At 69.9% G+C, this 13,354-nt stretch carries 9 protein-coding genes; 1 reads left to right on the forward strand and 8 read right to left on the reverse strand.

The features are described from left to right. Positions 1-58: 58 nt before the first annotated feature. From GA0070607_RS11555 to GA0070607_RS11585, 7 genes are all read right to left on the reverse strand, one after another. Positions 59-2,923: a galactose-binding domain-containing protein gene (locus GA0070607_RS11555; RefSeq protein WP_089018207.1), complete on the reverse strand. Its 2,865-nt coding sequence runs from the start codon at positions 2,921-2,923 to the stop codon at positions 59-61. Between the two features lie 158 nt (positions 2,924-3,081). Further along, positions 3,082-4,749 carry a glycoside hydrolase family 13 protein gene (locus GA0070607_RS11560; protein WP_089021798.1) on the reverse strand — a complete coding sequence of 556 codons (1,668 nt, stop codon included), beginning with the start codon at positions 4,747-4,749 and terminating at the stop codon, positions 3,082-3,084. A gap of 99 nt (positions 4,750-4,848) precedes the next feature. Next, entirely contained in the window at positions 4,849-5,736 is an 888-nt protein-coding gene (locus GA0070607_RS11565) for a carbohydrate ABC transporter permease (RefSeq protein ID WP_089018208.1), read from the reverse strand. Between the two features lie 12 nt (positions 5,737-5,748). Further along, positions 5,749-6,702, reverse strand: coding sequence for a carbohydrate ABC transporter permease (locus tag GA0070607_RS11570; protein WP_089018209.1), 954 nt, complete (start codon positions 6,700-6,702; stop codon positions 5,749-5,751). 86 nt (positions 6,703-6,788) lie between these two features. Beyond that, the gene (locus GA0070607_RS11575) at positions 6,789-8,168 is read right to left on the reverse strand and encodes an ABC transporter substrate-binding protein (RefSeq protein ID WP_089018210.1); all 1,380 of its coding nucleotides are present in this window, start codon (positions 8,166-8,168) and stop codon (positions 6,789-6,791) included. Between the two features lie 376 nt (positions 8,169-8,544). Continuing rightward, a complete protein-coding gene (locus tag GA0070607_RS11580) occupies positions 8,545-9,546 on the reverse strand; it encodes a LacI family DNA-binding transcriptional regulator (RefSeq protein WP_089018211.1) in 1,002 nt (333 codons plus the stop codon). A 160-nt stretch (positions 9,547-9,706) separates the two neighbouring features. Next, positions 9,707-11,182: a dihydrolipoyl dehydrogenase family protein gene (locus GA0070607_RS11585; protein WP_089018212.1), complete on the reverse strand. Its 1,476-nt coding sequence runs from the start codon at positions 11,180-11,182 to the stop codon at positions 9,707-9,709. 93 nt (positions 11,183-11,275) lie between these two features. Between GA0070607_RS11585 and GA0070607_RS11590 the strand changes: the two genes are divergently transcribed. Then, positions 11,276-12,376, forward strand: coding sequence for a serine hydrolase domain-containing protein (locus GA0070607_RS11590; protein ID WP_089018213.1), 1,101 nt, complete (start codon positions 11,276-11,278; stop codon positions 12,374-12,376). A 38-nt stretch (positions 12,377-12,414) separates the two neighbouring features. On the opposite strand, the gene GA0070607_RS11595 is transcribed toward GA0070607_RS11590, so the two are convergent. Continuing rightward, the gene (locus GA0070607_RS11595) at positions 12,415-13,335 is read right to left on the reverse strand and encodes a phytoene/squalene synthase family protein (protein ID WP_089018214.1); all 921 of its coding nucleotides are present in this window, start codon (positions 13,333-13,335) and stop codon (positions 12,415-12,417) included. Between the last annotated feature and the right edge of the window lie 19 nt (positions 13,336-13,354).

The following is a 13,354-nucleotide window of genomic DNA, read 5'->3' on the forward strand; positions in this document are numbered from 1 at the left end:
GGTGGGGTGTGGTGCCCGGAGCCGGTGCCCCCGCCCCGGCTGGGCGGGGGCCGCCGGCCTAGCTGGAGTAGACCTCGAACTCGCTGAGCTGACCGGCGGGCCAGCCGCTGTTGCCGGTGACGGTCAGCCGCAGGTACCGCTGGCTGGTCGCCGTGAACGTCACCGTGACCGTGTTGCCGCTGGCCGGGTTGAAGGTGTAGCCGGCGGACGGCTTCAGGGTGGTGAACGACGAGCCGTTGGTGGAGCCGAGCACCGACAGCGTCTGGGTGCGGGTCTGCCAGGCCGACGCGGGCGGCAGCTTCAGCACGACCCGGGACACCGACCGGGCGGTTCCCAGGTCCACGGTCACCGACTGCGGGAAGGCGTTGTTGGCGCTCTCCCAGTAGGTGGCCGCGTTGCCGTCCACCACGTTCGGCGCGGCGTACACGTCGGCGTGGCTGGTCTCGGTGACCGGCCGACCGGCCGCCAGGTTGCCGGTGGGTGGCGGTGTGGTCGGGGGCGGTGTGGTCGGGGGCGGAGTGGTGGGCGGCGGGGTCGTCGGCGTGCCGCCGTACACCTCGACCTCGGAGAGCTGCGCGGCTGGCCAGCCCGTGTTGCCGGTGATGCTCAACCGGATGTAGCGACGGTCACCGGCGGGCAGACCGATCGACACGCTGTTGCCCGTGCCGGGGTCGAAGACCCGGCCGGCGGAGGCTGCCAGGGTGGCGTACGACGACCCGTCGGTGGAGCCGAGCACGGACAGGGTCTGGGTACGGCGCTCCCACCCGGGGGGCAGCTTGAGCACCACCCGGTCGACCGACCGTGCCGAGCCCAGGTCGACGGTCACCGTCTGCGGGAAGGCGTTGTTGGCGCTCTCCCAGTAGGTGGCCGCGTTGCCGTCCACCGCGTTCGCCGCGGTGTAGCTCTGGTTGGTGCTGGTGGCGGTCGCCGGCCGGTTCAGCGCCAGGTTTCCGCCGGCAGGCGGTGGCGTGGTCGGTGGCGGAGTGGTCGGTGGCGGCGTGGTCGGCGGGGTGCTGGGTCCACCGCCCCACTGCGGGTCGGGCCACGGGCCGCAGTACGGGGTCGGGGTGAACCAGCCGGAGTTGCCGGCGCCCTGGGTGATCTGGAAGCCGCCGCCCACGCAGTTGTGGATCGGGTTGCTCTGCGCGATGTTGGTGGCCCGCACGTTCGTGAACGACACCTGGCTGGGTGCCTGCACCTGGAGGGCGTACGTGCCAGCGCCGTCGATCCGTACGTTGTTGAGGTTGATCCCGTTGGTCTGCCCCTCGATCCAGTGCAGCGCCGCGTACGAGCTGTCCAGGATGTCGGTGTCGGTGATGTTGATGGTGGGGTTCTGGAACGCCTCGTTGAGTGCGGAGAACCAGATCGCCCCGACGCCGAAGTTCCAGTTGTAGTCCGAGTTGCCGTTGCGGATCAGCGTGTTCCGGGCGATCGTCCAGGTGCCCTGGACTCCGGTGGCCCCCTGCACGCCGGGGTAGCGGTTGGCGACGTGGATGCCGCCACCGTTGGTCAGCGAGTCGGCCGTCACGTTGTCGGTGATCTTGATGTCCCGGCCACCGTAGCTGACCAGGTGGTTCGCCAGCAGGGTCACGCCGATTGTGTTGTGCGTGAAGGAGTTGTTGACGTTCGGCACGCTCTGCGCCCACATCGCGAGCGCGTCGTCGCCGGTGTTGCGGACGAACGTGTTGGTGACCGTCGAGTTGGTCACGCCGGTGTGGAAGTTCACCCCGTCGGCGGTCTGGTCCAGGATCCGGCTGTTACGGATCGTGAAGTTGTCCATCGGGCCGTCCATCCAGGCCCCGACCTTGGTGTTCTCCAGCCAGAGGTTGTCCACCACCGAGTTGGTCATCGCCCCGCCCAGCGCGTTGACCTGGTCGTCGTCCACCCGTTCCCGGATGTCACCGATGATGGCGAAGTCCCGCAGTGTCACGTTGCGGCTCGGCCCGCCGGCCTCGTGCGGACGGACCGCGCCGGTGTAGCCACCGCCGGGGACGTACTTGCCGTAGATGCCGGCGGCCCGCTTGCGGTCGGTGGGGTGCCGGCCGCCGAGTACCGAATACCACGGGCCGGCGCCGCGCAGGGTCACCCCGTCGACCACCACGTGGTCCCAGAGGGTGAAGGTGCCGGTCGGGATCCAGACCGCCCGGCCCTGGGCCTTTCCGGCGTCGACCGCCGCCTGAAACTTCGCGGTCGAGTCGGTCGCGCCGCTCGGGTCGGCACCGAAGTCGGTGACCACGTCGAGCACACCTGTGGGCTTGTCGATCGGCCCGCCGACCAGCTCGAAATCGGCCAGGTCGATGGTGAAGCTTGGCGACTGGGCGGTCGAGGAGACCTGCAACCGGATCTTGGCGCCGGCCGGGTAGGTGCTGCCGAACATCGCCCGGGTCTCGTCGTAGAAGTGGTGCGGGTTGGTGTCGCCCGGGTTGTTGTTGAACGGGTAGCCGCCGTAGTACCAGCCGTACCTGGAGGTGACCGGGACCGACTTCAGCAGGCTCCCGTTGGCCCGCAGGTCGATGGCGGCGTCCCGGCCGGTGCCGGCCGGGCTGTCCGGCAGGCTGTGCCGGAAGGTGACCGCGTTGGCGGGGGCGGTGAGGGTGAACTCGACGTACTCGCCGACGGAGTCGAGGGTGACCGCCTCGCGGCCGGACGCCTCGGACGGCAGCCTGCCGTAGCGCCGGTCCGGGCCGATCTTCGTGCCGTTGTGGGCGGCCTTCTCGGCCTCGTGCTCGACGAACGGGACGGTGGCGCCCCGGCCGGGGATGTCGAAGGGGGACAGCCCGGCTGCCGAGGCCGGGGTCGCGGTGCCGGTGATCGCGACGGCGGTCAGCGATGTCGCGGCGAGCAGGGTGGCGGCGATGGCGGCCAACCCTGCCCGGGTCGGGTGTCGGAGATGGTGCGGGGTGCCGGTGGTGTGGTTGGCCATGAGCTGCGCTCTCCCTTTCGTCAGGCAGGCCAGATCCCCCCGTGTCCGTGCGGCGTGGCGTTTCCCCCGTCGTTCCTCCTTTCTTCCGTCGGCCGGCGCGGTGCCGGGATGGGTGGTGTGGTGCCGGCGGCCGGGACGGGCCGCCGGCACCACGGCGATCAGGTCAGGCCGGGTCTGTTCGTCGCGCGCGGCTCGTCCGCGGCTTCGGCGGTACGCAGCCAGACGGCGGTGTCCGACGGCAGCAGGCCCTCGTCGAGTGGCCCGCTGGCCAGCAGCAGGTCCCCGTCACCGGGCAGCGGCACCGGTGCGTCGGTGAGGTTGACCAGGCAGCGGAAGCCACCGCCACGGCTGAAGGCGAGCACGCCGTCCGGGGCGGGCAGCCAGCTCATCTCGCCGTCGCCGAGCGCCGGGTCGGCCCGCCGGATCTGGATCGCCGCCCGGTACAGCTCCAACATCGAGGCAGAGTCGCCGGTCTGCGCCTGGGCCGTGCGGTCCTTCCAGTCGGCCGGCTGGGGCAGCCATGGCGCTGCGGCGCCGTCGGGGCTGAACTCGAACGGGGGCTCGTCACCGGCCCACGGCAGCGGCACGCGGCAGCCGTCCCGACCGGGGTCGATCCGGCCGGAGCGTTCCCACATCGGGTCCTGGCGCAGCGCGTACGGGATGTCCTCGACCTCCCAGAGCCCCAGCTCCTCGCCCTGGTAGATGTAGGCGGCGCCGGGCAGCGACAGCGACAACAGCGCGGCGGCCCGAGCGCGGCGGGTGCCCAACTCCAGGTCGGTGGGGATCCCCTCGCGCTTGGCGGCGAAGCTGAACGTGGTGTCCGCCCGGCCGTAGCGGGTCACGTGCCGGGTGACGTCGTGGTTGGAGAGCACCCAGGTGGCCGGCGCGCCGACCGGCGCGTGCGCGCTCAGCGTCCCGTCGATGCTCTCGCGCAGGGCCGAGGCGTCCCAGGCGCAGCCGAGGAAGTCGAAGTTGAACGCGGCGTGCAGCTCGTCGGGACGCAGGTAGTTGGCGAACCGCTGCCGGTCCGGCATCCACACCTCACCGATCAGGGCCCGGTCGCCGGGGTACTCGTCGGCGACCCGCCGCCAGCCCCGGTAGACGTCGTGCACCCCGTCGAGGTCACGGAACGGGTGCGGCTGGTCCGGGCGGACCTCGGGCAGCGTCCCGTCCTTGACCAGCAGCCCGGCCGAGTCGATCCGAATGCCGTCCACGCCCCGGTCGAACCAGAACCGCAGGATGTCCTCGAACTCGGCTCGCACCGTGGGGTGGTCCCAGTTGAAGTCCGGCTGTTCGGGAGCGAACAGGTGCAGGTACCAGTCGCCGGGGGTGCCGTCCGGGTTGGTGGTCCGGGTCCAGGTCGGGCCGCCGAACTCACCGACCCAGTCGGTGGGCCGCTGGTCGCCGTTCGGACCTCGGCCCGGGCGGAACCAGAACAGGTCCCGCTCCGGCGCGCCGGGCCCGCCGGCGAGCGCGGCCTGGAACCACGGGTGCGCGTCCGAGCAGTGGTTGGGCACCACGTCGACGATGGTGCGGATGCCGAGCGCGTGTGCCTCCGAGATCAGCGCCTCCGCCTCGGCGAGAGTGCCGAAGACGGGGTCGATGTCCCGGTAGTCGGACACGTCGTAGCCGGCGTCGGCCATCGGGGAGGGGTACCAGGGACTGAACCAGATCGCGTCGATGCCAAGCGCGGACAGGTGATTCAGCCGGGACCGGATGCCCGCGATGTCGCCGACGCCGTCGCCGTTGCCGTCGGCGAAGCTACGCGGATACACCTGGTAGATCACCGCTCCACGCCACCACGGACTGCTGTCTGCTGTGGACACGAGCACCTGCTTTCTGTTTCAGTACGTCGGCGGGTTCGCCGGACCTGAGAGTGTGTCGGGCGAACGGCCGTTGTTCGCCACGGGAGGTTGCGCTGGTCGTTATCCCTTGAGGCTGCCTGTGGTCAGACCGGACATGATGTTCCGCTGGAAGATCAGGAAGACGATGACGGTCGGGATCGCGGCGATGACCGACGCGGCGATGACCACGTTCATGGGCGTGCCACCCGCGAAGGCGTAGATGCCGACGCTGACGGTCCGGGTCTCGGGCGACGGCATGACCAGCTTCGGCCACAGGAAGTCCTTCCAGACCGCCGTCACGGCGAAGATCGAGACTACGCCGAGGATCGGACGCGACATCGGCAGGATGATCGACCACAGCGTGCGCAGCGGCGTCGCCCCGTCCACCAGGGCGGCGGACATCAGCTCCTCGGGAATCGAGTCGAAGAACCGCTTCAGCAGGAAGATGTTGAAAGCGTTCGCGACCAGGGGCAGCCAGATCGCGAACGGCGAGTCGAGCAGGTTGATGTGCAGGATCGGCAGGTCGATCACGGTCACGTACTGCGGGACGATGAGCACCATCGCCGGAATCATCAGCGTCGCCAGCATCAGGGCGAGGATCACGTTGCCGAACATCGGCCGCAGTTTGGACAGGGAGTACGCGGCGGCGGTGTCGAGGACGAGCTGGAACACCACCGCGCCGGCCGCGTAGTAGAACGTGTTGAACAGCAGCTTGGCGAGGGCCAGGTTGTTCCAGGCGTCGATGTAGTTCTGCGGCTGCGGGTCCTCCGGAAACAGCGACGGCGGAGTCTGGGCGATCTCCTGACCGGACTTGAGCGCGCCGGTGACCATCCAGTAGAGCGGCCCGAGGAAGACGAGCGTGAAGCCCACGACGACGACGGTGAGCAGAGCCCAGTAGATGAACCTGCCGCGCCCACGGCGGAGCTGCGCGTGAGAGATGAGGGTCCGGGTGCCGGAGTCCTGTGCCATGTCTCGCCCGTCCTAGTCCTGTTTCGCGCTCAACCGCAGGTAGGCGGCGGAGAAGCCGGCCAGCACCACGAGCATGAGCACGCCGAGCGCCGCGGCGCCGTTGAGGTCGTTCTGGAAGAAGCCGTGCTGGTAGATGAGGTACGCCACGGAGGTCGCGGAATCCTCCGCGCCCGCGCCGTTGGCGAGGATCAGCGGCTCGATGAAGAGCTGCATCGTGGCGACGATCTGGATCATCGCCAGGAGCGCGAGGATCAGCCGGGTCTGCGGGATCGTGACGTGCCGGATCCGCTTCCAGATCCCGGCGCCGTCGAGCTCGGCAGCCTCGTAGAGTTCGCCCGGGATGTTCTGCAGCGACGCCAGGTAGATCAGCACGGCGCCGCCCATGTTCATCCAGGTCGACGCGAGCACCATCGCCGGCATCGTCATCTCGGGGGACTGCATCCACTGAGACGTGGGCAGGTGCAGCGCCTTGAGGATCGCGTTGAAGAGGCCCGCCTCGCTGGGGTCGTACGCGTAGAACTTGAAGAGGTACAGCGCCGAGGCCGGCGGCAGCATCACCGGCAGGTAGACCAGGATCCGCAGGTACCCCTTGGCGTGGCGGAACTCGTTGAGCAGGATCGCCACGAAGAACGGCACCGCGTACCCGAGGACGAGCGCGAGCAGTGTGAAGTAGAGCGTGTTCTGCCAGGCGGGCCAGAAGCTGGGGTCGGCGATGATGCGGGAGTAGTTGTCCCAGCCCACCCAGGTGGTCTCGCCGCGTCGCGTGCGCTGGAAGCTCATCACGATGCCGCGGACCATCGGGTACCAGGAGAAGACGACGAAGCAGAGCACCGCCCCGATCAGGAACGCGTGACCGGTGAGGTTGTCCCGCACCTTGCGGCCGAGGCTCGTACGTTGCGGCCCGGTGTGGGGCGGCGTGGGACGTCCCGGCTTTCTGGTGGTACCCGGGACGGTGGTGATCGCCAAGGCAACTCCTGGTGAGTCAGTGACCGGAGGGTGTGGCGCGGATGGGGTGGGGGCCGGATCGGCGTACCGGCCCCCACCTGACCGGATCAGCTCTCGGCAGCCAGGAGCTGGTTGACCTTCTCCTCGGCCGTCTTGAGCAGCGCGTCGATGTTCGAGTTCGGGTTCGTCAGCACACCGGACATCGCGGCGTCGAGCACCGCGTAGATCGCCTGTGCGTTGCGCGGCTCACCCTTGATCGGCACCGGGGTCGCCTCGAAGAGCGCGAAGTTCGCCGTGTCGACGTTCGCGTTGGCCTTACGCAGTTCGAGCTCCTGCTTCTGCGCGTCGCTGCCGTTGGCGAAGAGCAGCGGCTGGGGCAGACCCACCGGGTAGTTCTGCGGCTTGGCCCGGACGTAGTCGAACTGACCCTTGCCCGGGGTGAGCTTCTGGTACGCGATCCACTTCAGACCGGCCTTGACCTGCTCGGGGGTGAGGTCCTTCTTGAAGAAGTAGCCCTCGCCACCACCGAGCGTCCCCTTCGCCGCGCCGTCCTGGCCGGGCAGCGGGGCCATCGCCCAGTCCTGGAACTTGCCCTGGAACTGGCTGACGATCGCCTGGGTGGCGTCCGGCGCGCCGATGAACATGCCGACCTTGCCGGCGCCGGCGTTGGTCAGCAGGTCGCCCCACTGGAGCAGCTGACGGGCACCCATGCTGTTGTCGCCGTACCGCATGTCCTTGATGTTCTGCAGGACCTGCTTACCCATGGGGTTGTTGAAGTCGGCCTTCTTGCCATCCGGGGTCAGCACCTGGCCGCCCTGCGAGTAGAGCAGGGAGGTGAAGTGCCAGCCGCCGGTGTTGCCGGCGCTGTACTCCGAGTAGCCCGCGATGCCGTTGCCGAGCGCGGAGATCTTCTTGGCGGCGGCCCGGACGTCGGCCCAGGTCTTCGGCGGGTTGTTGACGTCGAGCCCGGCCTGCTGGAACAGGACCTTGTTGTAGACCAGACCCATCGAGTAGTTCTTCACCGGGACGGCGTAGAGCTTGCCGCCGTCGGTGAAGACGCCCTTGAGCGCCGGGTCGACGCCGTCCCAGGTGGGGATGGTGTCCTTGCTGACCTGCGAGGTGATGTCCATGGCCTGACCGGAGTCGAGCACCTGCTGGAGATCGGTCATGTACCCGTAGAACACGTCGGTGACTGTGCCGCCGGCGAGGCGGGCGGTGAAGTCCGGCGGGTTGTTGCACTGCTCGCCGACGCTCACGCTCTTGATGACGATGTTCGGGTTCAGCCGCTGGAACTCGGCGACATCATCGTTCCAGTTCTTCAACAGCTCTTTCTGAGCGCCGACGGGCTGGCAGTCGACCGTGATGGTGACCTTGCCGCCTGCGCTCGTGTCCTTGTCGTCGCTCTTCGTGGAGCATGCCGTGAGGCTGAACCCCAGGCCGGCCACGAGCGCTAACGCCGCAGCCTTTCGGTATTGCGGTACGGACATCTGTCCATCCCTTCGGGAACGGGTGTCTCCATGACGTTCGATGAGCTGCGGTGATGCGACCTGACCGCCGGTAACTGCGCCGGAGCCACGTGTGAGTGGAGTCACTGTAACGAGGCCGACTCATTCCGGCAAGGTATCGATCCTGTTGTGAAAGGACACGACTTTCTAACGGCAGATGTCGACAGAGCCTCGAAACGAGCCGGAGTTGACGGCTTTTGCTCCCTTATGGCCCATCAGCAGACCGGGCCGTCCCTGCGGGATTCGAGCAACAACGAGAACGGCCGCCGACCGCGAGAAGCGGTCGACGGCCAGAGCGTCGTCTCAGGGGCTCGGAGGAGCGCTGCGTGTCCCGGCGCAGGCGCGCCGGGAGGGCCAGTCAGCGGCCCGGCGCGGGGGCGGTGGAACCGCGTACCACCAGCTCGGGCTCGAAGAGCAACTCGTCCTGCAGTACGCCGGCGCCCTCGATCTGGGTGACCAGCAGGTCCACGGCGGCCTGCCCCATCGTCTCGATCGGCTGTCGCACGGTGGTCAACGGCGGATCGGTGCACGTCATGAAGGCCGAGTCGTCGTAACCCACCACCGACACGTCGGTCGGCACCACACGACCCAGGCGGCGCGCGGCCCGGATGGTGCCCAGTGCCAGCACGTCGCTGGCGCAGATGATCCCGGTGACGCCACGCTCCACCAGCTTCGTGGCGGCGACCCGCGCCCCCTCCATGGAGAAGCTGGAGCGCTCGACGTACTCCGTGTCGTCGGTCCAGCCCGCGGCGCGGATCATCGCGTCCAGCTTGCGTCGGGACGGCACGTGCCCCTCCGGGCCGAGCACCATCCCGATCCGCTCGTGCCCCAGCGAGCGCAGGTGCCCGTACGCCTGCTCCACCGCCACCGCGTCGTCGGTGGAGACCCGGGGGAAGCCCAGCTCGTCCACTCCCGCGTTCACCAGCACCACCGGCAGGCCCCGGTCGGTCAGCCGCCGGTAGTGGTCGTGCCGCGCGTCGGCCAAAGCGTACGAGCCACCGGCGAAGATCACCCCGGAGACCTGGTGGTCGAGGAGCATCTCCACGTAGTCCATCTCGGAGACGCCACCGATGGTGCGGGCGCAGAGCGCCGGGGTGTAGCCACGCTGGGCGAGCGATCCGGTGACCACCTCGGCGAGCGCCGGGAAGATCGGGTTCTGCAACTCGGGCAACACCAGCCCGACCAGCCGGGCACGCTCGCCGCGCAACTTGGTCGGCCGCTCGTAGCCGAGCACGTCCAACGCGGTCAGCACGGCCGTCCGGGTCGCCGCGGAGACTCCGTCCCGACCGTTGAGCACCCGGCTGACGGTGGCCTCGCTGACGCCCGCCTTCTTGGCAACTTCAGTCAACCGCTTGGTCACGGCCGCAATCGTACGTCACCGAAATGAAAGAAATGAACAGCGAAGTGCCGGGTAGTTGCTTCTTCGCTGCGCGCTGATGGCTCGGCCCAGTTACCCGGGTGTCACGCCGCTTCGGTCGGATGTTGCGCCCACGGACGGATGGGTGACCGTTGGGCACACGTCACCGCAGGTTGCGCAGGGCATCCTCGATGGCCCGGTGGAACGTCGGATAGGCGTAGATCATGTGCCGGAGCTGGCTCAGCGGCACGGCCGCGTGCACCGCCACCACCAGCGCGGAGAGCACCTCGCCGCCCGCCGGGCCGACCGAGGTCGCACCGATCAGCACGCCCTGGTCGGCGTCCGCGATCAGCTTGATGAACTCCTCGTCGCCGACCCGGTGGATCCAGCCCCGGGTCGAGCTTCCCAGCTTGGTGAACCCGACCTGCACGTTGATGCCGCGCTCCCGGGCCTGCCGCTCGGTCAGCCCGACCGCGCCGACCTCGGGGTCGGTGAAGGTGACCCGGGGCAGCGCACGGTAGTCGGCGCGCGGCACACTGCCCGCGGATCCGCTCGACCCGCTCGCGCCCAGCGAACTGGCCGCGCCCATCGCGCCGCCGACCACGCTGGCGGTGCCGCTGGCGTCCGGCCCCGCGTTCGCCTGCCGGGCCTGGGCCAGCACGTCCGCGATCACGATCGCCGCCTGGTACATGGCGATGTGGGTGAACGCACCCTCGCCGGTCACGTCACCGACCGCCCAGATGCCATCGGTGACGTGCAACCGATCGTCCACCGGCAGGTAGCGCTGGGCGGCGTCCACGCCGACCGTGTCCAGCCCCAACTCGTCCAGGTGTGCCCGGCGGCCGGTCACCACCAGCAGCCGGTCGGCGGTGAACTCCGCCCCGCCGACGCCGTGCAGGGTGAACCGGCTCCCGTCGTGCTCGACCCGCTCAGCTCGTACCCCCGTGTGGATCTCCACGCCGTCGGCGCGCAGCGCCGCGGCGGCCGCCTCGGACGCCTCCGGTTCCTCGACGGCCAGCACCCGGTCCAGCGCCTCCACCACCGTGACCCGCACCCCGAACCGTGCGAAGACCTGCGACAGCTCCAACCCGATGGCGCCGCCGCCGAGCACCAGCAGCGACTCTGGCAGCTGCTCGACCTCGATCGCCTGGTGGTTGGTCCAGTACGGAGTGTCGGCCAGACCTTCGATCGGTGGCACCGACGGTCGGGTGCCGGTGCCCAGCACGATCCCGTGCCGGGCCTGAAACACCTGGTCGCCCACCCGGACCCGGCCCGGACCGTCGAGTCGGCCGCTGCCCCGCACGAACCGGCCACCGCGAGCCGTCAACCGCCGCACCGCGACCGTGTCGTCCCAGGTGTCGGTGGCCTCCTCGCGGATCCGCTTCGCCACCGGCGCCCAGTCCGGCTGAACCTGCGCCGTACCAGCCAGCCCGTCGACCCGACGTGCCTCGGCGAGCGCGTTGGCTGCTCTGATCATCATCTTGCTCGGGATGCAGCCCCAGTACGGGCACTCCCCGCCGACCAGGTCCCGTTCGACGCCGACGACGCTCAGGCCGGCCTCGGCGAGCCGTCCGGCCACCTCCTCGCCGCCGACCCCGAGCCCGACCACGACCACATCCACCAGCTCCGGCTCCGCCACCCCGACAGCATCCCCCAGCGACCCGGCCCCGACCACCCGAGGTCCGGGAAAAGTCGGCGCGCACGCCCGGGCCGGAACGCCTACGGTGGCCGGATGCACGCACGCTTCGCCCCGGTCCGGGACTGCTTCCACGACCTGCTCACCACCGGTCGGGAGACCGGCGCCAGCCTGAACGTCTGGTACGACGGCCATCCGGTGATCGACCTGATCGGCGGCTCCCGCACCACCGCCGGATCCAGCGGTGGGGCCGACCGCCCGGCCGGCGGCGACCCGTGGCGACCGGACACGCTTGTCAACGTCTACTCGGTGGGCAAGCCGGTGGCCGCGCTCTGCCTGTTGATGCTGGTCGACCGGGGTCGGGTCGATCTCGACGCGCCGGTCGCCCGATACTGGCCGGAGTTCCGCACCCCGGCCACCGTGCGTCAGGTGTTGTCGCACACCGCCGGGCTGCCGGCCTTCCCGGTGCCCCGACCGGCCACCGCCATCGCCGACTGGGCGCTGCTGACCGGCGACCTCGCCGCCGCCGACCCCGAGTGGGCGCCCGGCTCGGTGGCCGGAGAGCACGCCTGGACGTACGGGCACCTGGTGGGCGAGCTGGTCCGCCGGATGGACGGCCGGTCGGTGGGCCGATTCCTGGCCGAGGAGATCGCCGGCCGGTGGCTGATCGACCTCGGCTTCGGGCTGTCCGAGGCCGATCAGCGGCGCTGTGCGGACCTGCGCTACGGCGACCCGGAGTGGCCGACGAGGATGCTCGGCGAGCCCGGCTCGCTGCGTGCCCGCTCGATGGACAACCCACCCGGCGGACGGGACCTGGCCATGCTCAACAGCCCGCTCTGGCGCGGTGCCGAGGTGCCCGCGGTCAACCTGCACGCCACCGCGTCCGGCCTGGCCCGGCTCTACGCCGGCCTGCTCGCCGGCGGTGTCCTGGACGGCGTCCGGCTGGTCAGCCCGGAGCTGGTGGCCGAGGCGACCCGGGTCCAGTACGACGGGCCGGATCTGGTGCTGGACCGTCCGGTCCAGTGGACGCTGGGCATGCAGTGGGAGCCGGACGGCAGTTGGGGCATGGGCGGCATCGGCGGCAGCAGCGCGTGGGCCGACCCGGAGCGCGGATACACCTTCGCGTACGCCACGGCGCAGTTGGCCGAGCACGACCGGGTGGACGAGCTGGTCGAGGCGCTGCACTCGTGCCTGTGACCGACCGTTAGGAAGGGCCCCTTGTACAACACCAGGCGTTAATAAGGTGCCCTTCCTTTCGGGCCGGGGATGGCGACCGGGGTGCCGGCCGAGGTGAGCAGGGCGCGGGCGGCCACCGCCATCCTGCGCCGCTGCGGCACCAGGGCCCGCCGGGCGAAGACGTCGTATCCCTGCGCGGCCACTTCGTCCAGGATGCCGCCGTAGAGGGCGTACGCGGTGCGCATGCAGGCCTGCGAGGCCGGCGCGAGCATGGTGATGCCGGGCGCGGCGGCGGCGTAGTGCGCCAGGGCCCGGGTCACCTCGTACTCGATCAGCTCGCGGATCCGGGGTGTCCCGCGACCCCGGGCGCGGGCGTGGACCAGCTCGTCGTTTGTGACGCCGAACTTCGCCAGGTCCTCGTCCGGCAGGTAGGTGCGGCCCCGGTCGAGGTCCTCGGCGACGTCCCGGATGAAGTTCGTGAGCTGGAAGGCGAAGCCGAGCTGCCGAGCCGGCTCCCGGGCCGCGACCGGGTCGGAGCTGCCCAGGATCGGCAGCATCATGGTGCCGATGACCGCCGCAGAGCCCTCCATGTAGTCGAGCAGATGGTCGTAGGTCGGGTACGCGGTGACCGTCAGGTCCATCGCCATGCTCTTCAGGAACGATGCGAAGTCGTTCCGGTCTAGATTGAAGACGGCGATCGTGTGCAGCACGGCCGGCAGCAGCGGGTCGTCGACCGACGCGCCGTGCAGGCCCGCCATGAAGCGGCTGGCCCAGTAGTCCAGCCGGGCGGCCCGCTCGGCCGGCGGCAGGTCCTCGGTCCGGTCCACGATCTCGTCGGCGTAGCGGGTGAATCCGTAGAGCGCGTGCACGTGCCGCCGTTTCCAGGCGGGGAGCAGCCTGGTGGCGAGATAGTAGGTGCGACCGTGGCGCCTGTGCAGCTCACGGCACCGGTCATAGGCAGCGGTGAGATCTGGGTCCACCGGCCCTCCTCGTTTATCG

It is taken from the genome of Micromonospora coriariae (assembly GCF_900091455.1).
Lineage (GTDB): Bacteria > Actinomycetota > Actinomycetes > Mycobacteriales > Micromonosporaceae > Micromonospora > Micromonospora coriariae.

Coding starts and splice junctions, on each gene's coding strand:
- GA0070607_RS11565 (WP_089018208.1), bottom strand. CDS start 5,736: ATGGCACAGGACTCCGGCACCCGGACCCTCATCTCTCACGCGCAGCTC.
- GA0070607_RS11590 (WP_089018213.1), top strand. CDS start 11,276: ATGCACGCACGCTTCGCCCCGGTCCGGGACTGCTTCCACGACCTGCTC.
- GA0070607_RS11575 (WP_089018210.1), bottom strand. CDS start 8,168: ATGTCCGTACCGCAATACCGAAAGGCTGCGGCGTTAGCGCTCGTGGCC.
- GA0070607_RS11555 (WP_089018207.1), bottom strand. CDS start 2,923: ATGGCCAACCACACCACCGGCACCCCGCACCATCTCCGACACCCGACC.